A 25,300-nucleotide genomic window follows, 5' to 3' on the forward strand; every position below is an offset into this window, starting at 1 on the left:
TCGGGGTGCGGCGCAGCAGGCCAGCACGGGGGATCGGACTCGAAGGTCGGAATGACGATACGCCCAGTCGCCGCCCCTCACAATGGCGCCGGATCGACATCCTCGTAGGCGTCCCAGCGAAAGCGCGGCGTGCAGAGCGCCAGAAAGACCAGATCGTGCGGACCGGAGTTCCGTATCCGCTGCCGCTCGCCGGGCACGATCAGCACCACATCTCCGGGCTTCACGGTCTGCGCCGCCATCGCGCCGACCTCGACCAGGCCCTCGCCTTCGAGTATCAGGTAGCGCTCGCTGATGCCGTGCAGCCGATGCCAGCGGGTGCAGACGCCGGGCTCAACGCGGGCGCGGGCGATTGACAGCGCCGGATCGCCGGCGTGGTTGGCCAGCTCCAGAATGTGGCAGCGCTCCTCGGTGAGTTGTTCGCTGGCGGGATCGACGCGGTGAATCGGGCTGGCGCCGGGCAGTCTCATGCCGGCTCCCGCAGCAGCGGCAGGCGCAGCAGCAGGTTGGGGTCCGGGCTCAAGCCCAGCCAGTGCGCCGCCTCCGAAGGCTTGCAGACGCCCGGGTAGTCGCCAACCCGGCCGCCGAGGTCGGCGATCAACTGGAAATGCAGATGCGGCGGCCAGCCCAGGTTCTCTTCCGGTGCGCCCAGCCAGCCGAGCAGTTCGCCCGCCTCCAGGCGCTGTCCCGGCCGGAGGCGTTGCAGCGTAGTCCGCGCCAGATGGCCGTAGAGGCTGTAGAAGCGCTGGTTCTCGAACCGGTGCTCAAGGATCACCGTCGGCCCGTAGTCGCCGAACACGGCGTTGTCGCGGGTACTGTGCACCGTGCCGGCGAGCACGCAGTGGACGGCGGTACCGGCAGCCAGCCAGAGGTCGACGCCCAGGTGCAGGGTCCGGGGCTCGCCATGATCGCCGTTGAAGTGCGGACTCAGGCGGTAGAGACCACGGTTCTCGCCATAGCCGCCGATGGCGTAATCGGCGCCGTGCTCGCGCAGTTGCGCCAGCAGCCAGGCGGAGAAAGCAGCGGTGTCGGCGGGATCGAAGCCCCGCAGCGCCGGATTGCGTTCGCTGAGATCGAGATGCAGACCCGGCCGCGCACCAAGCTCGAAAGGCAGGGGGCTGGCGACTGGAAGTTGGGGCAGCAGGCGGAGCAGATCGGACATAACGATGAATGGCCTTGGAGCGCCGTTACCTTACTGCGCTGGCAGCCTCGATGGCGCTTTAAGCGGGCAGGGTGAAGTGGAACACCGAGCCCGGCTTGCCTGGCTCCACCCAGATGCGGCCGCCGTGCAGGTCGATGATCTTCTTGCAGATGGTGAGCCCGATGCCATTGCCCTCGTAGACATCGCGGGTATGCAGGCGCTGGAACAGCTGGAACACCCGCTCGGCACTGGTTGGGTCGATGCCGATGCCGTTGTCCTGCACCGAGAACCACCATTCGCCGCCGCGCCGCTCGGCGCGAATCCGCACTTCGGGGCTGGCGGCGCTACGGAACTTCAGAGCGTTACCGACCAGGTTCTGGAACAGCTGCACCAGCTGCTGGCGGTCGGCCCGCAGGCTGGGCAGCGGGCCGGCGTCGATCTGGGCGCCGCTGCTGCGGATCGCGGCCTGGAGGTTGGCCAGCGCGGTTTCCAGCGCGAGGTTGAGGTCAACCAGGCTCAGCTCGGTGCGCTCGCGACTGACCCGCGAGTAGCGCAGCAGATCCTCGATCAGGCTCTTCATCCGGCGGGTACCGGCGGTGATGAAGCCGATGTACTCGTCGGCCTCCTCGCCCAGCTGCTGCTGGTAGCGCTTGGCCAGCAGTTCGGCGAAGCCGGAGACCGTGCGCAGCGGCTCCTGCAGATCGTGCGAGGCGACATAGGCGAACTGCTCCAGTTCGCGGTTGGAGCGCGCCAGCTCTTCGGCGCGGTTGCGCAGCTCCGACTCGGCGCGCTTGCGCTCGGTGATGTCCTCGGCGGCACCGACGGCGCCGAAGATCTGGCCATCGCGCTCCATCGCCGCCGTGCTGAACATCACGATCACCGTGGCGCCGTCACGCCGGGCCAACGGCACCTCGTAGTGGGGGATCGCGCCTTCGCCCCGGATCATCGCCTCGAAGCGCTCGGCCAGCTCGGCGTGGTAGGCCTCGGGAATCAGCAGGCTGTAGTGCTGTCCCTGCAACTCCTCCCGGCTGTAGCCGCTGATCTCGCAGGTGCGGCGGTTGACCAGGGTGAAGCGGCCCAGACGGTCGAGCGCGTAGATGGCGTTGGTGGCGTTCTCCATCACCTTGTCACTGAACTCCTGGGCGGTGGTCAGCGAGTGCTCGGCCTTGCGCCGGGCCGCGATCATGGCGTTGAACTCGCGGGTCAGCTTGCCCAGTTCGTCGTTGGAGCGGGCCGGAATCTCGACATTGAGATCGCCGTAGCGCACCTGCTGGGCGCCCAGCCGCAGGCCGAGGATGCTGGAACGCAGCTCGCGGGAGATGCGCCAGCTGATCCACAGCACGAAGCTGGTCAGCAGCGCCGCCACCACCAGCACCAGGGTCAGCAGCAGGCCCTGGGTGGCGCGGGCGCCTTCCGCAAGGGTGGAGGAGAAACGCTGCTCCAGCGGCGTCACTGCGGTGTTGATGTGGTCGATGCGGCTTCGGAAGTCCCGAACCTGATCGGCGCTCCAGGGGCCCTGTACGGCCAGAGCGCGCAGCTCCTCGCCGCAGGCTTCCAGCTCCAGCACATAGGCCTCGGCCTGGCGCCAGATCGCGATGGCGTCGGAGAAATAGGCGAAGTCGCGGAAGTGGCGGAACAGGAACACCAGCGCCGGAACGTCGGCGGCGGCGATGCCGCCCTGGACAAAGCCCTGCTCGATTAGCGTGTAGTTGTCCGCGTCTTGCTCCATCGCCAGCCGCGCGCGGCGGTCCCCCAGCGGGATGCTGATGGCCTGTTCGAAGCGGTGGAAGTCGGCCGGATCACGGCTGTCGAGATAGCGATTCAGCGCGTAGACGGCATCCTTCTGGCCCTTCGACCACAGGCCTTCGCCGCCGACATAGGCGCGCACGCCGGAGAGCACCTGGAACACCAGCACCACCACCGCCAGCAGCGCGGTGGTGGCGAGCAGGAAGGCGAGGAAGGAGATCGCCAGCTTGGCCGAGATGGAGGCGTTGCCCAGCCAGCGAGGAAGTGAGAGTTTGAAACGCACAGCGCTCCGTGAAATGGGCAGACCGCGAGGCGGCAGCTTAGTCAGTCGCTGCTGGACAAGTCACCCTGCCTGGGCGGAGGGTGGGCTTGGCCAGATTGACCGGTAGCGGCATCGCCGGGGCGGGTGGTTTTGGCTTAACATGAGCTCTGAGTCAGAAAATAGTTGTCGCCCAGTCGTCGCGAATTCCGAGGCTGATGGCAGACCGCAGCGTGCAGGAGGAGTGATGGACTTTTCGTCGGTGCAATCGCCGGATGTGGCCGAGCGTCTCTGCCAGCAGGGTGCCCTGGAAAAGCTGTGGCTGACGCCCTTGCAGCGCGGCAACCGGCCGGTGCCGGTGTCGTCCGCCTACCTGCCGACGGCGTTGGCCGACAACTGGGAGCAGCTGATGGGCTCGCTGGACCGATTCTTCCACCGCGATCTGGTCAACCAGGTGGAAGTGCGTCCCGAGTACTGCGCCGGCAGCCTGGTGCCGCGAGCCATCCACATTCGCGCCTGGCATTCCGAGAAGACCGGCCGCTTCGAGCCGACGCTGGAAGTCTGGTAGGCGGTCGCCAGTCATTCGTCATCCAGAGCGACGATGTGCGGTTGGTCGATGCTCACCGAGTCCATGTTGACGGTCAGCGAGCCGAGTTCCACGCCCAGTAGCGCGAGCAAGCCTTCCAGCACCGCGTCCAGCAGCTGCAGCAGCGGCGAGAGCAGGAAGTCGAGGATGCCGAGAATGCCGGTCAGCAGCGGCGTCACCACCTGGTTCAGCAGCTGCGCCAAGCCCTTCAGCAACAGCGTCAGCAGATTGGCGGAATTGTTCTGCCAGGCCGGCCCGCTGACGTAGAGATTGGGCGGGCTGTTGAGATTGCAGCTGCCGTTGAGGCTGCCGCAGGCCAGGCCGGTGAGCAGACCGCCAGTGAGGCTGTCGAGCAGCCCGGAGCTGCCCACCGTCTGCGGATTGCTATCGCTGGCCGGCAGTCCTGACTGCCCGTAGGCGAGGTACAGCGGCGTGTCGTGGCTGGTTTTCGGCGTTGCCAGCTGGAAGTCGTCGATGGGGTCCAGATTCTGGAATCGAGGCGTGCTCAGCGGAACCTCCAACGGCGCATTGAGCGCCACCGAGGTGGTGAGGTCGCCGAGCAGCCAGCCCAGCAACCAGCTGATGCCGCCGAGCAGCCCCTGGTCCGGGAACAGTTGCAGCAGATAGGGGCGCGTCGCGCTGGGCCCACCCGGAAGGTTGTAGAGCGCCGGCGCGTTCTTGGCGTTCTGCGGCTCGCCCACATAGGGACCGACGCCCAGTACCCCCAGCGAAGGCATGGCGGTGAGGTGGGCCACCGGTCGCGGCTGCCGCAGGCTCGGACATTCCAGACTGTCGAGATAGGCCACCCCGGCACCGACATCGAGATCGACGCCGAGACGCAGCTTCAGCAAGCCCAGTACCTGGTCGTTGATGCCGGCGCGCACCTTCAGCCGGATCTGGCTGGACTGGGCGCAGGTGTACTCGCCGTCGTAGCTGCAGTCGCTCATCGCCGCACTGCCGTTCCAGGCCGGCGGCGTGCCGGTGGCGCGGCCGACCGCGAACTTCGGCGGCTGCAGGATCTGCAGAAAGATGTAGACCTGCAGCAGATTGCCCAGCCCTACCTGCACCGGCAGGGCAATCGGTTGCAGGTTGCCGCCGGGGTCGGCCTTGGCGGCCTGGCCCAGGGCCAGCAGCAGCTCCTGGCCGTTGACCACCGGCAGTGCGCCGAGCACGCCGGACACCGCCGGATTGAGCAGGTCGCCGGTGACATTCAGGATGGTGCTCAGGCTGAAGGTGCGGGTCGCGTCGGTGTAGCCGGCCAGGCCACGGATCAGTCCGCCGACGCCGCTGCCGACCTGGCCGACCGTGCCGCCGACCGCCTGCTCCAGGCCATAGCCCAGCACACCCAGCCACTGCGGCAGGGTGAGCTGCAGGTCCAGCAGTGTCGGGACATCGCGGACATTCAGTCCCAGCCGCACTGCGCCCAGCAGCAGGTTGTCGAGCGAGACATTCAGGCTGGCCAGGCCCTTGTTGCTGTCCAGCAGTTTGAGGTTGAGCACCTGGCTGCGGCAGCTGTTGCCGACCGGCCCCAGCGGGCACAGCAGGGCGCCGAGCAGATCGTTGACCAGGCCGCCTTGCAGCGAGGCGAGGGTGGTGCCGAGGTAGAAGCTGCCGAGCGCCTCCTGCACGGCGGTGGCGCTGGCGCTCATCCGCCGGTTCTGGTTGCCGAACAGGAACGGCAGCATCGGTGTCGGGAACGGCCGGGTCAGGGTCACCCGCACCGCCTGCGCCGCGCCGATCGAGGTCGGTTCCAGCACCCGGGTGTTGTAGCCGGGATCGCTGCTGGGCAGGTCGCGATTGCTGCGGATCACTCCGGGGGTGATCTTCACTTCGATTGGCTCGCCGCCGGGGTTGTTGGCTTTCAGGCTGGCTTGCACGGCGCGGTTCAGTGCGCTCAGCCCGCCGCCGCTCTGGCCGTGCTCGTCGGCGCAGCCGGAGACGACCCTTGCGGCGTCGAGCGCGGCCATGCCGGCCAGCTTCTTGAGTTCGCGGTGCGCCTGGTAGACGCGGGCGACCTCGATGGCCAGAAACACCGCCGAAATCAGCGCCAGCAGGCTGATCGCGACCATCACCGCCACCGCGCCGCGCTGTCGTCGGGGGCCCGCGTGGGCTTGTCTGTAGTTCATGGCTGGGAGGGCGGGAAAGTGAGCCCCAGCAGCCTGAATGGCGGTGTCGAATTTCCGTCACCAAGCCCGTCCAGCGGTGCGAATTAGCCGATAAAAATTAGATACTTATCGAGGTGCTTGGCGACTCGCCTGGCAGGCGTTTTCTGCCGTCAGCCTCAGTTGCCGCGCACGGCGGGAGTGCCGCTGGCGGCCGCGCCGAGAACCTTTGGCCGGGATCGCGGCGTGGCTACGGCCACTCACAGCCCGGCCCGCTCCAGGCTGCCGAGAAAGGTTTCGGCGTCCTGGAAGCCGATCACCCGTGCGTGTTGGCGCTCCGGGCCGGAAGGATCGAAGAACAGCACGCCGGGCGGGCCGAACAGACCAAAGTGCTTGAGCAGGGCGCGCGCCTCGCTGCCGTTGTCGGTCACATCGACGCGCAGCAGCACCGCCTGCGCCGCTCGGCTGCGTACCCGCGGGTCGGCGAAGGTGCGGTGTTCCAGCTCCTTGCAGGCCACACACCAGTCGGCATAGAAGTCCAGCATCACCGGCCGCCCCTGCGCCTCGCGCAGGGCCTGATCGAGTGCGACCTTGCTGTCCAGCGGGCGGAAGCGCAGATCGGCCGAGGCGCTAGCGGCGTTCGCGGCGCCGACCGTTCGGTTGGCGAAGTGGCCCAGCGGCGTCCAGGGTGAGTCGCCGCCCGACAGCGCCCCGGCCAGCTGGGCCACCGCCACGCAGGCCAGCAGCCAGCCCATGGCCTTGGCGCTCAGCCGGCCCAGACCGGCCTGACCGTCCAGATGCTGGAACGCGCCCAGCAGCGCCGCCACGAAGGCCAGCAGCGCGGCCAGCAGCAGCATGGCCGCCGCCGCCGGCAGCACCGGCGACAGCATCCACCAGGCCACAGCCAACAGCATCACGCCCATCACCCGCTTCACCGCTTCCATCCAGCGGCCGGCGCGCGGTAGCAGGGCTCCGGCCGAAAGCCCGACCAGCAGCAGCGGTACGCTCATCCCCGCCGCCAGTGCAAACAGCGCGACGCCGCCGATCACCACGTCCCGGGTCTGGCTGATGTAAACCAGGGCGCCGGCCAGGGGCGCGGCGACGCAGGGGCCGACAATCAGCGCCGACAGGCCGCCCATGACGAACACGCCGAGATGATTGCCGCCGCGCAGGCGACCGGAGGCGACGGTCAGGCGGGTCTGGATCGCGCTCGGCATCTGCAATTCGTAAACCCCGAACATCGACAGCGCCAGCACCGCCATCAGCAGGCCGAAGGCGCCCAGCACCCAGGGGTTTTGCAGCGAGGCGGCCAGGCCCTCGCCCAGCAACCCGGCGACGACGCCGAACGCGGTATAGACCAGGGCCATGCCCAGCGAATAGGCCAGCGCCAGCGAGAAGCCGCGCGCGCGGCTGGGGGTTTCCGACTGGCCGACGATGATCGAGGACAGGATCGGCACCATCGGCAGCACACAGGGCGTGAACGACAGCAGCAGGCCCGCGAGCAGGAAGGCGCCGGCAATGGTCAGCAGTTGCCGCGAGGCCAGCACCGACTGGATGCGCGAACTGTCGTTGCCGCTGGCCGCTGCGTTGTCGCTGCTGGTGGTCGTGCTGACGTCAGCCGCCGCGACCGTGGTCGCCAGGGTTGTCGCTGCCGGTGGCGGTACAGCGTCGTCGGCCGCCGGCTCGGCCAACGGGGTGGCGCTAGCGACCCGGCCGGCGGCGTCGAACTGCAGTCTCCAGCGGCGCGACTGCGGTGGGTAGCAGAGGCCGGCGTCGGCGCAGCCCTGGTAGCCCACCCGCAGCAGCGCGCTGCCGCCGGCCGGGGTCGCCCCGGAAAACTGCAAGGCCAGCTGCAGTTGGCCGGCGTAGATCTCCATATCGCGATCAAAGTTGCTGTCGTGTACCAGCTCGCCCTGCGGCATCTGCGCCGCAGCTGGCTTTAGCGAGGCCGGTTCCGACTCGAACGACAGCCGTTCGCGGTACAGGTGATAGCCGGCCGGCATCTGGAAGCGCAGGGCCAGCCCCTGCACCTCGGGCTGCACGCTCGGGACGAAGGCCTGATCGACGTCGAGAAACTCCTCGGCGCGGGCAGGCGCCGCCAGCCAGAGCAGGGCGGCCAGCAGCAGCGCCGCGTATCGGCAGGCGCGGGCGAATCGGGGATGGCGGTTCATGGCGGCTAGAGACCTTCGCGGAGCAGCTGTCCGCGCTGATTGATGGCGAGAAAGGGAACAGCCTGCTGGCGCAGGAAGTCGATGCCTTCCTCTTCCAGCAGCATGGCGACAGTGGTCAGTGCACCGGCGGCGAGGCAGAGCGGCGCCAGTACGCTGACCGACTGCCAGCGATGTGCCGGCCAGCCGGTCCTGGGGTTGAGGATGTGGCAATAGCGCTGGCCGCCGACCTCCAGATAGCGCTCGTAGTCGCCGCTGGTGGCGAGCGCGCCCTGAGTCAGCGCCAGGCCGGCGGCGGTGGCGTCGAGCTGGCGCGGATGCTGGATGCCCAGGGTCCAGGGACGGCCGTCCGGCCGTGGCCCGAGCAGGCGGACGTCGCCACCGAGATTGACGTAGCCGCTACGCAGACCGGCCGCCTGCAGCAGCGCGGCGGCGCGGTCGGCGGCGTATTCCTTGCCGAAACCGCCGAAGTCGATCTCCATGCCGGCGCGCGGCAGCGCGATCTCGCGCGTGTCCGGCCGCCAGTCGATGTCGGCCCAGCCGATCAGCGGCAGCAAGGCCCGCAGTTGCTGCGGACTCGGCAGGTCGGTGCTGCGGAAGTTCCAGGCCCGGCGCAGCACGCCACTGCTGATGTCGAACAGGCCTCCGCTCAGGCGATGCAGCTTGGCGGCGAACTCCAGCAGACCCGCCGTCTCCTCATCGACCTCCACCGCCGCGCCGCTGCCGGCGGCGGCATTGATGCGCGACACCAGGCTGTCGGGCCGGTAGCGGGAGTATTTGGCCTCGATGCGCCGGACCTCTGCGACCGCCGCCTCGATCAGCGGCGGCACGCTGTCGGCATCGACGCCGGCAACCCGGATCTCCGCCCGGCAGGCCATCGCCCCAAAGCGGGCCAGCTGCTCCTCGCCGCCGTCCGCCACCGCGCTCAGCTGCAGCGGCGTTGGCCGGCCAGCCTCAGAAGCGGCGGGTGAGGCCGAATTCGAAGGAGACATAGCGGAACGGTTCCAGGCCCGGTGAGCCATTGCCGGTGAGGCGCCACTCGGCGCGCTGCTGGTAGTACTCGGCCTTGAAGTCGGTGCTCCACTCCGGGCTCAGGCGCCACTCCAGCTTGCCGGCCACCGCCAAGGCGCCAAACGCCGACAGGCGCTGGTCCAGCGAGGAGTACGCGCCCTCCGGAATGTTCGGGAACGGCGCCGAAGCCGGCGGGTCGATGTAGAAGTCCGCCGAACTCTGGGTGTAGTAGCGCAGCGACGGCGTCAGGCTGAAGTTGCGGCCCAGCGGCTGTACCCACTCCAGGCCGAGGGTATGGGCGGCGATGCCGTAGCTGTCGTTGTAATAGCGGTAGTTCAGCCGCAGCGTGGCGTCGGCGGCGGCGACATGGTGGTTCCAGCGCAGCAGCGCGGTGCCCTGATTGCGCTCGCGCGGGCGGTTGTCGAACAGCTTGTAGGGGTCGCTGAAGTAGCCGTGACCGCTGCTGTAGGCGAGCTGCAACTGCACCAGGTCGACGGCGGTCAGCGCGCGGGTGACGCCGACGATGCCCTGCAAGCTGTTCTTGGTCTCGTCGTCGACCAGATCGTTGGTGGGGTTGATCGAGTCGCGGGCGACCCCGACGCCGAGGTTGTAGGTGGTGTTGTTGTCGGCGCTGGAGAAGCGCGCATCCAGCGCGGCGGCATTGGAGATGTAGTCGTGCTCCTGCGAGCGGCTGAGCGAGACGCTGTAGGCGCTGCGCTCGCGGTAGTAGCTCAGCTTGGCATCGCCGGCGGTGCGCAGGTCGTCCATGTGCGAGGCGCCGGAAACGGTGCTGTAGTAGCGCGGCGAGGCGCCGGACACCGCGTCCACCACCGCCGAGCCTTCGACCGACCAGTGCTCGCCCATCGGTAGCAGCCCGTACACCGAGGGCGCGTTGACGGTGATGCGGTCGAGCCCAGGTTGGGAGTCCTGGTAATAGAGCTGCTTGTAGGCCAGCACCGCGTGTTCCGGCGCGTTCTCGGCGACCGCCTCCACCGGCAGCAGGCCGGGCAGGGCGAGTGCGGCGAGCAGCACACTGCCGAGGCGCTCGCCGCCCGGGCGCGCAGGCGGACGTTGGTGTCGCGACTTAATTGCAGCCACAGCCGCCTCCTCCCACGCCGGAGCCGCCGGAAGCGGCCTCCTTGCTGGCGCGGATGTGTTCATCGAAGCGTTGTTCGAGGTTGTCGCCGGCCATGCTCATCTCCGGGCGGGCGAGGGTGCCTTTCTCCCAGGGCATCGGCGGGTCCAGCGCGCAGCCGCTCAGGGTCAGCGCGACGAACAGGGCGGCCAGCTTCTGGCGGTGGCGGCTCATGGCTGCTTGCCCTTGCCGTTGGCGGCAACAGCGGTGGCCAGCTGCGCTTGCAGCGCCTCGCGGTCGCTTTCCTTGAAGCTCTGGTGCACCAGCAGCACCCTGCCGTCGGGGCCGATCAGGAACGAGGTCGGCATGCCCTTGATCTGGTAGGCCGCTGGGGTCGCGCCCTTGCTGTCGAGGGCGATGCCGAAGCCGAGGTCGGGGAACTGGGCGAGAAAGGCCTCGGCGTCGCTGCTCTTGCTGTCGACGTTCACCGCCAGCACCCGCAGCCCCTGGGCGCCGTAGCGGGCCTGCATGTCCTTCATCCAGGGAAAGCTTTGCCGGCAGGGGCCGCACCAGGAGGCCCAGAAGTCGAGGTAGACCACCTGGCCGCGATAGTCCGCGAGGCTGAGGGTGCCGCCGCCGACCTTGGGCAGGGCGAAAGCAGGTGCGGCCTCGCCCGGCTTCACCGCCAGGGCCGGTGCGGCCAAGCCGAGCAGCAGGCCAGCGATGCTCAGGCCGCGCAGCCAGGGTTTGCGAATCGAAAGGGACATGGGGGGCTCCTGGTCAAATGGGGGGACGGGTTCAGGACCGCTGGCGATGGCGGTAGGCCAGCACCGCGACGGCGAGCATCAGCATCAGCAGCCAGATCGGGTCCTGGGGTTGGTCCGGCGGACCGATCGAGCAGCCGCCGGCGCCGGCATTGCCCAGCGGCGCACCCTGCACGCTGGCGCTGCTCTTGGCCGGATTGCTGTTGCTGTAGACATCGACGCTGCCGCTCACCGGCTGGTCGGACAGTGCCGACACCATCACCGTGCAGGACAGCGCCGGCCCCAGCTCGAAGGGCGGCGGCGGGCAGGTGCCACCGGCGGGCGAGCTGGCATTCAGGGCCTGCAGACCGGCGGTCGCGCTGATCGTGGTGATGCGCAGCACCGCGTTGCCGTCGTTGCTGAGCACCAGCGCCTCGGGCTGCATCGGCTGGTTGGGCGCGCTGCTGGTGAGGGTGATGTAGCCGGGGCTGAGACTCAGTTGGGCGTTGCCGCTGGCCACACCATTGCCCGACAGCGGCAATGCTGGCGGGGTGCCGGCATCGGCCACCAGGTTGAGGCTGGCGTTGCGGGGGCCGGCGCCGTTGGGGACGAACACATAGCCGAGCGTGCAGCTGGCTCCCGGCGCGAGACTCTGGCCGACACTGCAACTGCTGCTGGCGGCGTCCGGGCTGAACTCGGCACTGTTGCCGCCGGCGAGCTGGATCTGCTGGATCAGCACGCTGGCATTGCCGCTGTTGCTGAGCGTGGCGATCTGGCTGGCCGAGGCGCTGCCGACCGCAGTGTCCGGATAGCTGAGGCCGGCCGAGGGTTGCCAGCCCAGCTGGCCTACCGCCGCGATGCCGGCGCCGCTGAGTGCCAGCGTGTCGGGCGAGGTCGCAGCGTTCGATTGCAGCGTCAGCACGCCGCTGGAGCTGCCGCTGCGATCCGGGCTGTAGCGGATCGAAAGGCTGCAGCCGGCGCCCGCCGCCAGACTGCCCGGGCAGTCGTGGCTGAGCGTATAGGCGGCGGGGCTGACCGACAGCGCAATCACCGTGAGCGTGCTGCTGCCGCTGTTGCTCAGGCTGAGATTGCGGCTGGCGCTGCTGCCCAGCGGTACCGTGCCGAAATCGAGACTGCCCGGGCTCCAGCTGACCGCTGGCTGACCGGCCGGCGCGGCGCTGCCGCTGAGGCTGACCGTGGCGCTGCTGCTGCCGGCGCTGATCTGCAGCGCGGCGCTGCGAGTGCCCGAAGACACCGTCGGCGCAAAGCTCAGGCCCAACGTGCAGCTGGCGCCCACCGCCATGCTGCTGCTGGTGTTGCAGTCGCTGAGGCTGTTGTCGATGGCGAAGTCGCCGGCATGGGCGCCATTGATGGCGATGCTGCTCAGCTGCATCGGCGCCGAGCCACTGTTACTGACGCTCATGGTCTGGCTGGCGCTGCGGCTCCCTTGCGCCTGCGCGGCAAAGCCGAGGCTGAGCTTGTTCACCGACACTTGTCCGGCGGGCGCCGCGGTCCCGTTGCCGTTGAGGCTGGCACTGGAAGGGCTGTGGGCGCCGTCGTTGTGGCTGATGCTCAGGCTGGCGCTCCGGCTGCCGGTGCCGGCGGGCGTGAACACCACCCCGAGGCTGCAGGAACTGCCGGCAGCGACGCTGGCGCCGACGCTGCAGGTGCTGCCGGCGCCGATCCGGTACTCGGAGGCAGCCGCACCGCCGAAGGTGATGGCGCTGATGCTGAGCGGCGCGCTGCCGCTGTTCGAGAGGGTCAGGGTCTGTGCTGCCGAACTGCTGCCCACCGTCTGTGAGAACGACAGGCTGGCCGGCGAGAGCTGGGCAATGGCCACCGCCGGCGTCGTTCCGGAGCCGGTTAGCGCCACGGTCAGCGGATTGGCCGAGGCGTTGTGGGCGATGTTCAGGGTGCCGCTGGCAGCGCCGCTGGCCGCCGGGCTGAAGCGCACCGACACCGTGCAGGAGCCGCCGCCAGCCGCCAGCGTGCTGCCTGCGGCGCAAGTGCCACCGCTGATGCTGAACACGCTGTTGGTGATGCTCAGGCTGCTGAGCTGCATCGCTGCGGTGCCGGAGTTGCTGACCGTCGCGGTCTGCGCGGCGCTCTGGCTGCCGACCTCCACCGAGCCGAAGCTCAGGGTGCCAGGACTGACCGCTGGACTGGCGGCGGCCGGCGTCGTCGCGGTGCCGGACAGACTGACCGTGCTGGGGCTGCCGGTGGCGTTGTGGGCGATGCTCAGCGAGCCGGTCTTGCTGCCGGCGCTCAGTGGCTTGAAGGCCAGGCCGACCGTACAGCTGGCGCCCGCCGCCAGACTGCCGCCTGCGGCGCAACTGCCGCCGGAGCGGAGAAAGTCGCTGCCGCTGACGGTGATGCTGCTGATCGACAGCGCCGCCGAGCCGCTGTTCGACAGGCTGACCGTCTGCGTTGCGCTGGTGGCGCCGGTAGCGGTGGCGGCAAAGCTCAGCGTGGTGGGCGAAACCGCAGCCACCGGGGCGGCCGTGACGTTGGGGTTGGCGATGTAGGCCGCGATATCGGCGACATCGGTCGCGGTCAGCACGTTGTTGCGGTAGATGCCCATGCCGCCGGTATTGCTGTTGATCGCGCTCTGGATCAGGCTGGGGTTGTTGGCACCGCGCTGCACCTTGTTGCGGTTGGCCGCGACATTGGTGCCGTGGCAGGAGGAGTTGGCGCAGGAGGTGCCTCCCGGCGTGCTGCTGTAGAGCTGCTTGCCGCGCAGCGCATCGGCGGCATGGGCTGAGCCAGCGATCAGGAACAGGGCGGTAAGCAGGCGGCGTCCGTAGACGACGGTGATTTTCTGGCTGGGCACTTCGGTCTCCTCGGCCCTGGGTGGGGCGCGAGAGGAGTCTGCTGAACCGAAGATGGACGGAGCCTGTCCGTCAGATTAATTCCGCCGCAGTTGCGACTGGCGGTATCGCCAGTCGGTGCAGACGGCGTGCCTTGACGCCCGTGCAGCTTGCGTCCGGCTCAGTGCCGAAGTCCAAACGCCAGCCAGGGTGCGGCCAGCCACCAACACAGGTTGAAACCGGCGTGCAAGGCGATGCAGGGCCAGATACTTCTCCGGCGCTCGTACAGCCAGCCCAGCAGCAACGCCGGCGCCAGCGTCGCGCCCGCCAGCCAGGCCGAGCGGGTCCATGCGTGCGCCGCCGCGAACAGCAGCGCCGTCATCAGATTGGCGGCAGACAGGCCCAGACAGCGCCGGCTCGCGGTATGCCTCCAGCGCAGCAAGGCTTCCTGCAGGCCGGCGCGGAAGATCACCTCCTCCAGAACGGCGGCCAGCACCAGGCTCGCCAGCAGGGCGGGTTCCGCCGGCGGACTCATGGCGTATGGCAGCGACTGGTCAAGACCAACTCCGGCATGTCGTCCTCCGGGCGTGAGAGCAATAAAAAGGGGTCAACGTAGAAACGTTGACCCCTTGAATTGGTGGAGGTGGCGGGAATTGAACCCGCGTCCGACGATTCTCCGCCCTTCGCTCTACATGCGTAGCCTAATCATTGGTTTTCGATGCGGGCTGCCGGACAGGCACGGAACGCCAACACTTATCCCCTTAGGGTTTTAGCACTTACGCCAAGGGCGGACGTTTGCGCGAGTTGATGAGAGTCGACGGCTGCGTACGGGGCATCAACACCACCGAGGCAACCGCTCACCGGGATTAAGCGGCGAGGGCGTAGTTAGCGTCGTTCGCAACTAGCTTGTTTGCAGTAGAGATTAACGAGGGCCACTGCACCTCGGCATGCACGTCAGGTTTCAACATCGCCGTCGAAGCCATGTCACCCCCGTGTAGTGAAGATGGTAGCACGCGGGGGTGGTTCAAGCCCCCGGGTTCAATGTGCAGCCTCGGAGGCAGACTCTGCGCGGAGTCTGAACGCCCCCACCCCGGCCCTCCCCCGCAAGCGGGGGAGGGAGACACATGCTCGCTCGAATGGTTCGATGCGGGTAGGGAGTCTCAGGCGTGATGGCGCATGATCCGGCCTTGCTCGCGCTGCCAAGTAGCGACGCGAGCCACTGACCAGGGGCCCCGCCCTCGGCGGGGATGGGAGGCAGGCGAGTCGGCGCCGGACTGGCAATGGATGTCTGGGTTCGGAGCTTTAAGCGTGGTGCCGCATGATCCGGCCCTGCTCGCGCTGCCAGTAGCGACGCGAGCCACTGACCAGGGGCCCCGCCCTCGGCGGGGATGGGAGGCAGGCGAGTCGGCGCCGGACTGGCAATGGATGTCTGGGTTCGGAGCTTTAAGCGTGGTGCCGCATGATCCGGCCTTGCTCGCGCTGCCAGTCCCGCTCCTTGATGGTCTCGCGCTTGTCGTGCTGCTTCTTGCCCTTGGCGAGGCCGACGGCCAGCTTGGCGCGGCCGTGGCTCCAGTGCAGGTCCAGCGGCGTCAGGGTGTAGCCGGCACGCTCCACCTTGCCGACCAGGGCGCTCAGCTCCTTCTTGTTGAGCAGCAGCTTGCGGGTGCGGGTGGCGTCGGCCAGCACGTGGGTGCAGGTCTGCTTGAGCGGGGTGATATGGGCGCCGATCAGCCAGGCCTCACCGTTTTTGATGATGACGTAGGCCTCGGTGATCTGGGCGCGGCCTTCGCGCAGGCTCTTCACCTCCCAGCCTTCCAGCATCAGGCCGGCTTCGTAGCTGTCTTCGATGAAGTATTCGTAGCGGGCGCGCTTGTTGAGGGCGATGGTGCGCTCGGGCTCCTTGCCTTTCTCTTTGGGTTTGCTCATACGAGAATTATAGGTCCACCCTCATCACTCCCAAGATCAACAGCCCATGGCGCGCGTCGAACGCTCCGCTTTACTGGCCTTCGAGCCGGCGCAATTGCTGGCGCTGGTCGAGGATGTCGAGCGCTACCCGGAGTTCCTGCCCGGCTGCACCTCGGCCGCCATCGAGCAGCGCCAGGGCGCGCTGGTGCATGCGCGTCTGGGTTTCCGCATCAGCGGCCTGAGCGACAGCTTCGCCACCGAGAACCTCAGCCGGGTGGAAGACGATGGCGCGCACGCCTTGCAGATGCGGTTGCTGCGCGGGCCGTTCCGGCAACTCAGCGGTGAGTGGCGCTTCCTGCCGCTGGGGGAAGGTGCCAGCAAGGCCAGTCTGCGGGTGGAGCTGGATTTCGGTCCGCGCGCGCTGGAAAGCCTGTTCGGCGGCCAGATGGAACGCGCGGTGGCCGGGGTGATCGCCGCGTTCAAGGCGCGCGCCGAGGCGATCTATGGTCGCCGCTGAAACCGTTCTGCTGGAGGTGGAGGTGGTGTACGCCCGGCCCGAGCGCCAACTGCTGATCCGTCTACAGGTGCCCGACGGGTGCACGGCGGCCGAGGCGGTCGAGCGCTCCGGCTTGCGGCAGCAGTATCCGGAGTTGGCGGGCGGTTGGCCGGCCCTGGCGATCTTCGGTCGTCTGGCGGCAGGCGAGACCCGCTTGCAGCCCGGGGATCGGGTGGAGTTGTTGCGGCCGCTGGAGGCCGATCCGAAGGAGCGGCGGCGCGCGCAGGTCCGGGCGGTCCGCGCGCGGCGCCAGCGCTAGGCTGGGCTCAGGGAGCCTGCGGCGCGCTTTCCGGCGTCAGCACCACGCCCGACTCGGTGGGTTCGGCGGCACGTTCGGCCTCGACCTTGTCCTTCTTCTGCTGCTCGATCACCGATTTGGCGTCGGGCGTGTCGAGGCTGCTGGCGCCGGCGACCGGCGCGGCGCCGTCGATGCGGGCCAGCTTGTCGGCCTCGAAATACAGGGTGACGGTGCGGCTGCTGACCTGGCCGCGCGGCGACTTGTAGTAGCCGAGGTAGTCCCAGCGGTCGGCACGGAACGGGCTGGCGGCGATCGGCGTGCCGAGCAGGAACAGGGCTTGGTCCCGGGTCATGCCGACCTTGAGCTGATCCAACTGCTTCTGCTCGATGACGTTGCCCTGGCGGGTGGGCAGCTTGTAGATCAGGTTACAGGCGGAGAGGGCGAGCCCCAGCACCGCAATCAACAGCACGCGCATGTCGTTGGCCGGAATGAATCGAGCGGCGATAATAGCGGAAAGCCCCCGCCCGGGAGCGCTAGCCAGACACGACGCCATGGAATCCCAAGACCTCCGCAACGCCGGCCTGAAAGTCACTCTTCCACGCCTGAAGATCCTCGAAATCCTCGAGGGCAACGCCATGCGCCACATGTCGGCGGAAGATGTCTACAAGCTGTTGCTCAACGAAGACGCCGACATCGGTCTGGCCACCATCTACCGGGTGCTGACCCAGTTCGAGCAGGCCGGCCTGGTCAAGCGCCACCACTTCGAGGGCGGTCACGCGGTGTTCGAGCTGGAGCGCGGTGACCACCACGACCACATGGTCGATGTCGATTCCGGCAAGGTGGTGGAGTTCGTCAGCCCGGAGATCGAGCGCCTGCAGCACGAGATCGCCGAGAAGCACGGCTACGAGATCATCGGCCACAGCCTGGTGATGTACGTGAAGGCGCAGGAAGGACGCGGCGGCAAGACCCGCTGAGTCGCAGTTTTCCCGGCTCCCCTCAAGGCTCGGGGCAGAGGGCTAGCCGGCGCGCTTGAGCAGGTCTCGCGCCAGTGCCTGGGTCGCGGCGGTGATGTCCTGGCCGCCGAGCATGCGCGCCAGTTCCAGTGTCCGCGCGTCCTTTTCCAGCGGCCGCACGCGGGTGTAGGTCTGACCGTCGCTGACCTCCTTGCGGATGCCCAGGTGCTGGCGGCCCTGCGCCGCCACCTGCGCCAGATGGGTGACGCAGAGCACCTGCCGCTGGCCGCCCAGCTCGCGCAGCTTCTGGCCGACGACCTCGGCGACGCCGCCGCCGATGCCGGCGTCCACCTCGTCGAAGATCATGGTCGCGACGCCGCCGCCGCGCGCGGTCTGGCTGCACACCTGGATCGCCAGCGAGACGCGTGACAGCTCGCCGCCGCTGGCGACCTTGGACAGGGGCCGGGGCGCCTGACCGGCGTTGGCGGAAAAATCGAAGCGCACCTCGTCGTCGCCGTGGCTGCGCACACGCTCGCCGGCGGCGGCGTCCACCGCGACCTCGAAGCGGGCATTGGCCATGCCCAGTTGCCGCACCACGGCGGTGACCGCCGCGCCGAAAGCGCCAGCGGCCTTGCGCCGCGCCGCGCTGAGTTGGGTGGCGGCGGCGCGATAGCGGGCGATCAAACCGGCCTGCGTGGCCAGCAAAGCATCGAGGCCGCCGGCGGCATGCTCCAGCGCGTCGAGTTCGGCGCGCAGGCCGGCCTGATGGGCCGGCAGCTCCGAGAGCCGGATCCGGTGCTTGCGGGCGAGATCATGCAGGGCCGATAGACGGCGTTCGCAGCGCTCCAGTGCCTCGGGGTCGAGTTCCAGGCGATCCAGCAGGCGCTGGATCTGGTCGGCGGCCTCGCGCACCTGGGCCTGGGCGGCGGCGGCGAGGTTCTCGGCCTCGGCGAAGCCCGGCTCCAGGCCGGCCAAGCCGGCGAGCAGGTCACTGGCGCTGGACAGCTGATCGTAGATCGCCGCCTCCCCGCCGTAGAGCAGCTCCTGCGCGCGGTTGCCGTCCTCGATCAGCCGGCCGGCGTTGGCCAGACGCCGATGCTCGGCTTCCAGCTCTTCCAGCTCGCCCTCGCGCAGGTTCAGTGCTTCCAATTCCTGCACCTGGTGGCGCAGGTAGTCGAGCTGCGCGGGATCGCGGCTGGCGGCGGCGCGGGCGGCGGCAATCGCCTGCTCGCCCTGCTGTACCGCGCCGGCAGCAGCGCGCACGGCGGCCAGCTCGGTGCCGTGGTCACCGTAATCGTCGAGCAGACCGCGCTGCACCTCGGGCTTGAGCAGGGTCTGCGACTCGTTCTGGCCGAACAGCTCCACCAGTTGCTCGCCCAGTTCGCGCAGCGGGCCGGCGTTGACCGCCTGGCCGTTGACGAAGGCGCGGGTGCGGCCTTCGGCGTGCACCACCCGGCGGATCAGGCAGAGCTGGCCGTCGTCGGCGTCGAGCAGCTCGTGCTCGGCCAGCCAGTCGCGCGCGGCGGTGGAGTCGCTGAGGTCGAACTCGGCGCTGATCTCGGCCTTGTCGCTGCCCTGGCGCACCAGCGCCGGATCGGCGCGGGTGCCCAGCACCAGACCCAGGGCATCAAGCAGGATCGACTTGCCGGCGCCGGTCTCGCCGGTGAGCACGGTGAAACCGGCGGCGAAGTCCAGTTGCGCCTCGTCGATGATCGCGAGGTTCCTGATCTGCAACTGTCTGAGCATCGGGCGCGCGCGGCGTCGTTGGAGTAGAGGCCGGGATTTTAACCGCGCGCCGGGCCGCGTCCCCAGTGCAGCTTGTCGCGCAGCACGTCGAAGTAGTGGTAGCGGTGCGGATGCAGCAGGCGCAGCGGGTGCGGCGCGCGGCTGACGACGACGGTGTCGCCGGGGGATAGCGGCTCGCTGACCTGGCCGTCGCAGGTCACCGTCGCCTTGCTGTTGTCGGCGCCGCGCAGCACCAGCTTCACCGGCCGGTCGGCGGGCACGACGATGGGGCGGTCGCTGAGCGTGTGCGGGCAGATCGGCACCAGCGCGATGGCCGCCACCGCCGGATGGATCACCGGGCCGCCGCCGGACAGTGCATAGGCGGTGGAGCCGGTGGGGCTGGAGACGATCATGCCGTCGGCGCGGTGCTGGCTGATGAATTCCTCGCCCAGCCAGGTTTCGAACTCCAGCATGCGGATGCTCGCCAGATTGCGCAGCACCACGTCGTTGACTGCCAGCACCGGCGTTGTCTCGCTGCCGTCGGCGCGCTGGATGCGGGTGTGCAGCAGCAGGCGGTCGTCGGTGAGGTACTCGCCGGCCAGCACCGCTTGCAGGGCCTCGCGCAGCTCTTCCGGATTGACGTCGACCATGAACCCGAGCCGGCCCTGGTTGACGCCCAGCACCGGTACCTCATGACCGGCCAGGCTGCGGCCGGCGTCGAGCAGGGTGCCGTCGCCGCCGGCCACCACCACCAGCTGGCAGCGGGCGGCCAGCTCGGCTCGGCTGACCGCCGGCACCCCGGCCTTGCGGGCGGTATCGGCGTGGATCTCGTCGACCAACACTTCCCGGCCCAGCTCGCGCAGCAGGGCGCAGATGCCGAGCAGGGTGCCCTTCACCGAAGGATCGGTGCGCTTGCCGATCACGCCGACGGTGGGGAAGGGCGCGACGGCGGGCTGGCTGGACGGGGAGCGGGTCTGGGACATGGACCGATTGTAGGGGGCGGGCGCGACAAATAAGCTGCCATTTGACTCTTGACAGCCGTGCCGCCGATTCCCACATTGCGGTCATGACTTCCCGCCTAGACCCGCGCGCCGCCGACCTGCTCAAGCTGCTGGTCGAGCGCTATATCCAGGACGGCGAGCCGGTCGGCTCGCGCACCCTGTCGCGGGCGGCGGCGCTGGGCATCTCGCCGGCCACCATCCGCAATGTCATGGCCGATCTCGACCAGCTCGGCCTGGTCGCTTCGCCGCACACCTCGGCGGGGCGCATCCCCACCACCCGCGGCTACCGCTATTTTATCGACCAGCTGCTCTCGCCCGAACATCTGGAGGAGCAGGAGCGGGTGCAGATTGCCGAGGAGCTGGCCCCCGGCTACCGCGCCGCCGACGATCTGGTGCAGGCCGCCAGCCAGTTGCTTTCGCAGCTCTCGCGGATGGCCTGCGTGGTCACCGTGCCCAAGCGCAACCTGGCGGTCCTGCGCCGCATCCAGTTCCTGCCGCTGTCCGACAACCGGGTGCTGGTGATCCTGGTGGTGAACCAGCACGAGGTGCAGAACCGGGTGATCCACACCAGCCGGCCCTATGGCGCCGACGAGCTGGAGCGCTTCGCCAACGCCGTCAACGAGCACTTCGCCGGCCGCGATCTGGTCAGCCTCAGGCGGGCGATGGTGGACGAGGTCGCCGACGCCCAGGGCCGGGTCAATCTGATCCTGCGCGAGGCTGCTGCGATGGCCGAAGCGGCACTGCGCGGCGACGACCATCCGCAGGGCGGGTACCTGGTCTCCGGCGGCGCCAACCTGCTGGGCTTCCAGGAAATGAACGACATGGCGCGCCTGCGCGGCCTGTTCGACGCCCTCGACCGCAAGCGCGACCTGCTCGGCCTGTTCGACCAGTGCCTGGCCGCCGACGGCGTGCAGATCTTCATCGGCGAGGAGTCCGGCTACCGGGTGCTGGACGAGTGCAGCGTGGTGTCGGCGCCGTACACGGTGAACGGCAAGGTGGCCGGGGTGCTGGGCGTGATCGGCCCTACCCGCATGGCCTACAATCGCATCATCCCGCTGGTTGCCGAGACAGCCAAAGTCCTCTCGCAGGGCTTGAAAGCGGACGCCTGAACCCCAGTTGAGTCCCTGAGCGCGCCGCCGGCGCGCCGCCACACTGTTTACCCCCGAAACCATGACCGACGCCCACCATCCGACGCCGGATGCCGCCGCCGCGCCCGAACCGGGTCTGAGCCCGGAAGCCGAGCTGGCGCGCCTGCGCGACCAGCTCGCCGAAGCCCAACTGGCGCTGACCGCCGCCCGCGACGCCCAGTTGCGTGCCGCCGCCGAAGCCGAGAACCGCATCCGCCGCGCCGAGAACGAGGCCGCCAAGGCCCGCAAGTTCGCCTCCGAGGAAGTGCTCAAGGACTTCCTGCACATCACCGACTCGCTGGAACTGGGCCTGAAGGCCGCCGGCACCGTGCCGGACGGCGTCGCCAAGGCGCTGGTCGACGGCGTGCAGATGACGCTCAAGCAGTTGCTGTCGGCGCTGGAAAAGCATGGTGTGCGCCAGATCGACCCCCACGGCCAGCCGTTCAACGCCGAACATCACCAGGCGATGAGCATGGCCCCCGGTGGCGAGCTGCCGGCCAATCATGTGCTGAGCGTGATGCAGAAGGGCTACAGCCTGCACGACCGCCTGTTGCGCCCGGCGCTGGTGGTGGTGAGCCAGGGCGGCGGCTGATTCGTTCCGCCGCGCCACTTGAAAACGGCGGCAGTCCACTTACTTACAGAGCAGTCAACGAAACAACGCGGAGCAAGTACTCACCATGGGCAAGATCATCGGCATCGACCTCGGCACCACCAATAGCTGCGTGGCGATCCTGGAAGGCAACAACGTCAAAGTCATCGAGAACAGCGAGGGTGAGCGCACCACGCCCTCCATCGTCGCCTACACCGACGACGGCCAGACCCTGGTCGGCCGCTCGGCCAAGCGCCAGTCGGTGATGAACCCGAAGGCGACGATCTTCGCCGCCAAGCGCCTGATCGGCCGCCGCTACGACGACAAGGAAGTGCAGAAGGCGATCCAGCACTCGCCCTTCGCCATCGTCAAGAACGACAACGGCGACGCCTGGGTGGAAGTGCGCGGCAAGAAGATGGCGCCGCCGCAGATCAGCGCCGAAGTGCTGATGAAGATGAAGAAGACCGCCGAGGACTATCTCGGCGAGCCGGTGACCGAGGCGGTGGTGACCGTGCCGGCCTACTTCAACGACAGCCAGCGCCAGGCCACCAAGGACGCCGGCCGCATCGCCGGCCTGGATGTGAAGCGCATCATCAACGAGCCCACCGCGGCCGCGCTGGCCTTCGGCGTCGACAAGGTCAAGGGCGACAAGAAGGTCGCCGTGTACGACCTGGGCGGCGGTACCTTCGACATCTCGATCATCGAGATCGCCGACATGGACGGCGAGAAGCAGTTCGAGGTGCTGGCCACCAACGGCGACACCTTCCTGGGTGGCGAGGACTTCGACCAGAAGGTGATCGACTACATCGCGGCCGAGTTCCAGAAGGAGCACGGCCAGGATCTGCGCAAGGATCCGCTGGCCATGCAGCGCCTGAAGCAGACCGCCGAAAAGGCCAAGATCGAGCTGTCGTCCTCGACCCAGACCGAGATCAACGAGCCCTACATCACCGCCGTCAACGGCGTGCCGCAGCACCTCAACCTCAAGCTGACCCGCGCCAAGCTGGAGTCGCTGGTGGAGGACTACATCACCAAGTCGCTGGAGCCCTGCCGCATCGCGCTGAAGGACGCCGGCTTGAAGGCCAGCGACATCGACGAGGTGATCCTGGTCGGTGGCCAGACCCGCATGCCCAAGGTGCAGGAGGCGGTGAAGGAGTTCTTCGGCAAGGAACCGCGCAAGGACGTGAACCCCGACGAGGCGGTCGCCGCCGGCGCCGCGATCCAGGGTTCGGTGCTGTCCGGCGACCGCAAGGACGTGCTGCTGCTCGACGTCACCCCGCTGTCCCTGGGCATCGAAACCCTGGGCGGCAAGATGACCAAGCTGATCGAGAAGAACACCACCATCCCGACCAAGAAGTCCGAGACCTTCACCACCGCCGACGACAACCAGACGGCGGTGACCATCCAGGTCTACCAGGGCGAGCGCGAGATTGCGGCGGCCAACAAGTCGCTCGGCCGCTTCGACCTGACCGGCATCGCGCCGGCACCGCGCGGCATGCCGCAGGTGGAGGTGATCTTCGACATCGACGCCAACGGCATCCTGCACGTCACCGCCAAGGACAAGGCCACCGGCAAGGAGCAGTCGATCCGCATCACCGCCAACTCCGGTCTCTCGGAAGAAGAGATCAAGAAGATGGTGCGCGACGCGGAGCTGAACGCCGAAGAGGACAAGAAGTTCGCCGAGCTGGTCTCCGCCCGCAACCAGGCCGACCAGTTGGCCGGCGCGGTCGAGAAGTCGGTGAAGGATCTCGGCGAGCAGGTGTCCGCCGACGAGAAGGCGGCCATCGAGAAGGCGGTCAACGAGCTGCGCGAAGCCGCCAAGGGCAACGACAAGGCCGAGATCGACGCCAAGACCCAGGCGCTGATGGCTGTGTCCAACCCGGTGGTGCAGCGCGCCTACGAGAAGGCCGGCGCCGCTGGCGGCGAACCGGGTGCGGCGGGCGCGGCCGGTGCCGGTGCCAAGTCCGACGACGTGGTGGACGCCGAGTTCACCGAGGTCAAGGACGACAAGAAGTAAGCAGTGGTCCCCAAGACGTGAGACGCTCCCGGGTGTCTCACGTCTTTTCTGTTTCTGTCAGGCCGCCGGCGCGGCCGCTGATCCATCGTCTCTGCCTTTCACCACTTCCCGCTCCCGGTCATGAGTAAGCGCGACTATTACGAAGTTCTTTGCGTCGTCAGAAGCGTCAGCGAAGAGGAGCTGAAGAAGTCCTACCGCAAGCTTGCGATGAAGCATCACCCGGACCGCAATCCGGGTGACAAGGCGGCCGAGGAGGCGTTCAAGGAGATCAGCGAGGCCTACGAGGTTCTGAGCGACGCCGAGAAGCGCAAGATCTACGACCAGTACGGTCACGAAGGCTTGCAGCGTGGCGGTGCCGGCGGTGGTGGCTTTGGTGGCGGTGGCTTCTCCGACATCTTCGGTGATGTCTTCGCCGACATCTTCGGTGGCGGTGGTGGCAGCCGTGGCGGGCCGCGCCGGGGTTCCGACCTGCGCTACCTGCTGGAGCTGACGCTGGAGCAGGCGGTGTTCGGTGTCACCGAGTCGATCAAGATCCCCACCTGGGACGATTGCTCGGCCTGCAATGGCCACGGCACCGCCGACGGCAAGAAGCCGCGCGAGTGCCCGACCTGCCAGGGGTCCGGCCAGGTGCAGGTGCGCCAGGGCTTCTTCGTGCTGCAGCAGACCTGCCCGCATTGCCGTGGGCGCGGGGTGAGCGTCACCGATCCCTGCAAGAGCTGCCGTGGCGTCGGCAAGCTCAAGCGCGACAAGACCCTGGAAGTGAAGATTCCCCCCGGCGTCGATACCGGCGACCGCATCCGCCTGTCCGGCGAGGGCGAGCCCGGCGACCGTGGCGCCCAGAGCGGCGACCTGTACGTGCAGATCAACGTCAAGCCGCACGAGTTCTTCGAGCGCGACGGCAGCGATCTCTACTGCACGGTGCCGGTGTCCATCGTCACCGCCACCCTGGGCGGTGAACTGGAGGTGCCCACGCTCAAGGGCAAGGCCAGCCTCAAGGTTCCCGAGGGCACCCAGAGCGGCAAGACCTTCAAGCTGCGCGGCATGGGCGTGAAGTCGGTGCGCGGCGGCCCGCAGGGCGATCTCATCTGCAATCTGGTGGTGGAGGTGCCGGTAGACCTCAACCGCAAGCAGAAAGACCTGCTGCGCGCCTTCGGCGAGGCGGTGGACGGCGACAGCGGCAAGCACACGCCGGAGTCGGCGGGCTGGCTCAGCAAGGCCAAGCAGTTCTTCGACAAGATCGCCTAGCCCGGGATGTCGGCGCCGCTGCGCTTGCCGCTCAAGGTCGCGCCCAAGGCCTCGCGCAATGCGGTGACCGGCTGGATGGGCGAGACGCTCAAGCTGTCGGTGACCGTGGCGCCGGAGAAGGGCAAGGCCAACCAGGCGGTGGTCGACCTGCTCTGCGAAGTGCTGCACCTGCCCAAGTCGGCGGTGCGCATCGTGCGGGGCGAGACTTCCACCAGCAAGCTGGCCGAGATCGACGGCCTGGACGCCCAGGAACTGCACCGCCGTTTGAGCCGCTAGCCGCGCCGCCGCAGTCCAGTGCCAGTGGCGGCTGGG

At 68.4% G+C, this 25,300-nt stretch carries 24 protein-coding genes and 1 other RNA gene; 9 read left to right on the plus strand and 16 right to left on the minus strand.

The features are described from left to right. Positions 1–77: 77 nt before the first annotated feature. The 3 genes from ED208_RS08220 to ED208_RS08230 are packed head-to-tail and all read right to left on the minus strand — an operon-like array spanning position 78 to position 3,167. The gene (locus ED208_RS08220; protein ID WP_123211407.1) at positions 78–467 is read right to left on the minus strand and encodes a cupin domain-containing protein; all 390 of its coding nucleotides are present in this window, start codon (positions 465–467) and stop codon (positions 78–80) included. Continuing rightward, positions 464–1,159 (minus strand): peptidoglycan DD-metalloendopeptidase family protein, encoded by a 696-nt coding sequence (locus tag ED208_RS08225; protein WP_123211408.1) that lies wholly within the window; start codon positions 1,157–1,159, stop codon positions 464–466. The genes ED208_RS08220 and ED208_RS08225 overlap by 4 nt, the downstream gene beginning before the upstream one ends. 58 nt (positions 1,160–1,217) lie before the next feature. Continuing rightward, complete coding sequence (locus ED208_RS08230) at positions 1,218–3,167, minus strand: sensor histidine kinase (RefSeq protein WP_123211409.1); 1,950 nt, start codon at positions 3,165–3,167, stop codon at positions 1,218–1,220. Between the two features lie 223 nt (positions 3,168–3,390). Here ED208_RS08230 and ED208_RS08235 point away from each other — a divergent pair, with 223 nt between their 5' ends. Continuing rightward, positions 3,391–3,711: a hypothetical protein gene (locus tag ED208_RS08235; RefSeq protein ID WP_123211410.1), complete on the plus strand. Its 321-nt coding sequence runs from the start codon at positions 3,391–3,393 to the stop codon at positions 3,709–3,711. Between the two features lie 11 nt (positions 3,712–3,722). On the opposite strand, the gene ED208_RS08240 is transcribed toward ED208_RS08235, so the two are convergent. The 10 genes from ED208_RS08240 to smpB all read right to left on the minus strand — a co-directional run bounded on the left by ED208_RS08240 (position 3,723) and on the right by smpB (position 15,561). Continuing rightward, entirely contained in the window at positions 3,723–5,855 is a 2,133-nt protein-coding gene (locus tag ED208_RS08240) for a TadG family pilus assembly protein (RefSeq protein WP_123211411.1), read from the minus strand. A gap of 236 nt (positions 5,856–6,091) precedes the next feature. Next, positions 6,092–8,002, minus strand: coding sequence for a protein-disulfide reductase DsbD (dsbD, locus tag ED208_RS08245; RefSeq protein WP_123211412.1), 1,911 nt, complete (start codon positions 8,000–8,002; stop codon positions 6,092–6,094). Between the two features lie 5 nt (positions 8,003–8,007). Next, a complete protein-coding gene (locus tag ED208_RS08250) occupies positions 8,008–8,991 on the minus strand; it encodes an FAD:protein FMN transferase (protein ID WP_123211413.1) in 984 nt (327 codons plus the stop codon). After that, positions 8,954–10,108 (minus strand): DUF3570 domain-containing protein, encoded by a 1,155-nt coding sequence (locus tag ED208_RS08255; RefSeq protein WP_199720554.1) that lies wholly within the window; start codon positions 10,106–10,108, stop codon positions 8,954–8,956. Before ED208_RS08255 ends, ED208_RS08250 begins: the two co-directional genes overlap by 38 nt. Beyond that, complete coding sequence (locus ED208_RS08260; protein WP_123211414.1) at positions 10,095–10,319, minus strand: DUF4266 domain-containing protein; 225 nt, start codon at positions 10,317–10,319, stop codon at positions 10,095–10,097. The genes ED208_RS08255 and ED208_RS08260 overlap by 14 nt, the downstream gene beginning before the upstream one ends. After that, on the minus strand, positions 10,316–10,852 hold the full coding sequence (locus tag ED208_RS08265; protein WP_123211415.1) for a TlpA family protein disulfide reductase: 537 nt from the start codon (positions 10,850–10,852) through the stop codon (positions 10,316–10,318). Before ED208_RS08265 ends, ED208_RS08260 begins: the two co-directional genes overlap by 4 nt. 31 nt (positions 10,853–10,883) lie before the next feature. Then, complete coding sequence (locus ED208_RS08270) at positions 10,884–13,658, minus strand: choice-of-anchor D domain-containing protein (RefSeq protein WP_123211416.1); 2,775 nt, start codon at positions 13,656–13,658, stop codon at positions 10,884–10,886. Between the two features lie 158 nt (positions 13,659–13,816). Next, positions 13,817–14,170 carry a JDVT-CTERM system glutamic-type intramembrane protease MrtJ gene (gene mrtJ / locus ED208_RS08275; RefSeq protein WP_123211417.1) on the minus strand — a complete coding sequence of 118 codons (354 nt, stop codon included), beginning with the start codon at positions 14,168–14,170 and terminating at the stop codon, positions 13,817–13,819. A gap of 100 nt (positions 14,171–14,270) precedes the next feature. Continuing rightward, positions 14,271–14,627: a transfer-messenger RNA gene (gene ssrA, locus ED208_RS08280) on the minus strand. Positions 14,628–15,078: 451 nt separating this feature from the next. Next, positions 15,079–15,561 carry an SsrA-binding protein SmpB gene (smpB, locus tag ED208_RS08285; protein WP_123211418.1) on the minus strand — a complete coding sequence of 161 codons (483 nt, stop codon included), beginning with the start codon at positions 15,559–15,561 and terminating at the stop codon, positions 15,079–15,081. A 46-nt stretch (positions 15,562–15,607) separates the two neighbouring features. Between smpB and ED208_RS08290 the strand changes: the two genes are divergently transcribed. Together ED208_RS08290 and ED208_RS08295 are read left to right on the plus strand one after the other, a co-directional pair. After that, complete coding sequence (locus ED208_RS08290; protein WP_123211419.1) at positions 15,608–16,057, plus strand: type II toxin-antitoxin system RatA family toxin; 450 nt, start codon at positions 15,608–15,610, stop codon at positions 16,055–16,057. Beyond that, positions 16,044–16,355, plus strand: coding sequence for an RnfH family protein (locus ED208_RS08295; RefSeq protein ID WP_123211420.1), 312 nt, complete (start codon positions 16,044–16,046; stop codon positions 16,353–16,355). Before ED208_RS08290 ends, ED208_RS08295 begins: the two co-directional genes overlap by 14 nt. Before the next feature lie 7 nt (positions 16,356–16,362). On the opposite strand, the gene ED208_RS08300 is transcribed toward ED208_RS08295, so the two are convergent. Beyond that, complete coding sequence (locus ED208_RS08300; RefSeq protein WP_199720555.1) at positions 16,363–16,809, minus strand: outer membrane protein assembly factor BamE; 447 nt, start codon at positions 16,807–16,809, stop codon at positions 16,363–16,365. Positions 16,810–16,885: 76 nt separating this feature from the next. Here ED208_RS08300 and fur point away from each other — a divergent pair, with 76 nt between their 5' ends. After that, positions 16,886–17,308 (plus strand): ferric iron uptake transcriptional regulator, encoded by a 423-nt coding sequence (gene fur / locus ED208_RS08305; protein ID WP_123211421.1) that lies wholly within the window; start codon positions 16,886–16,888, stop codon positions 17,306–17,308. Positions 17,309–17,350: 42 nt separating this feature from the next. Here the strand turns inward: fur and recN are convergent, their stop codons facing one another. After that, positions 17,351–19,033: a DNA repair protein RecN gene (gene recN / locus ED208_RS08310; RefSeq protein ID WP_123211422.1), complete on the minus strand. Its 1,683-nt coding sequence runs from the start codon at positions 19,031–19,033 to the stop codon at positions 17,351–17,353. A gap of 38 nt (positions 19,034–19,071) precedes the next feature. Next, on the minus strand, positions 19,072–19,995 hold the full coding sequence (locus ED208_RS08315; protein ID WP_123211423.1) for an NAD(+) kinase: 924 nt from the start codon (positions 19,993–19,995) through the stop codon (positions 19,072–19,074). A gap of 83 nt (positions 19,996–20,078) precedes the next feature. Between ED208_RS08315 and hrcA the strand changes: the two genes are divergently transcribed. The 5 genes from hrcA (at position 20,079) to ED208_RS08340 (ending at position 25,264) form a co-directional block, all read left to right on the plus strand. Then, the gene (hrcA, locus tag ED208_RS08320) at positions 20,079–21,122 is read left to right on the plus strand and encodes a heat-inducible transcriptional repressor HrcA (RefSeq protein ID WP_123211424.1); all 1,044 of its coding nucleotides are present in this window, start codon (positions 20,079–20,081) and stop codon (positions 21,120–21,122) included. 61 nt (positions 21,123–21,183) lie between these two features. Beyond that, on the plus strand, positions 21,184–21,732 hold the full coding sequence (gene grpE / locus ED208_RS08325) for a nucleotide exchange factor GrpE (protein WP_123211425.1): 549 nt from the start codon (positions 21,184–21,186) through the stop codon (positions 21,730–21,732). Between the two features lie 85 nt (positions 21,733–21,817). Beyond that, positions 21,818–23,743 carry a molecular chaperone DnaK gene (gene dnaK / locus ED208_RS08330; protein ID WP_123211426.1) on the plus strand — a complete coding sequence of 642 codons (1,926 nt, stop codon included), beginning with the start codon at positions 21,818–21,820 and terminating at the stop codon, positions 23,741–23,743. Positions 23,744–23,863: 120 nt separating this feature from the next. Further along, positions 23,864–24,988: a molecular chaperone DnaJ gene (gene dnaJ, locus ED208_RS08335; protein ID WP_123211427.1), complete on the plus strand. Its 1,125-nt coding sequence runs from the start codon at positions 23,864–23,866 to the stop codon at positions 24,986–24,988. 6 nt (positions 24,989–24,994) lie between these two features. Then, positions 24,995–25,264, plus strand: a complete 270-nt coding sequence (locus ED208_RS08340) for a DUF167 domain-containing protein (protein WP_123211428.1) — start codon at positions 24,995–24,997, stop codon at positions 25,262–25,264. Positions 25,265–25,300 lie beyond the last annotated feature (36 nt).

This window comes from Stagnimonas aquatica, from assembly GCF_003730135.1.
GTDB classification, from domain to species: Bacteria; Pseudomonadota; Gammaproteobacteria; order Nevskiales; family Nevskiaceae; genus Stagnimonas; species Stagnimonas aquatica.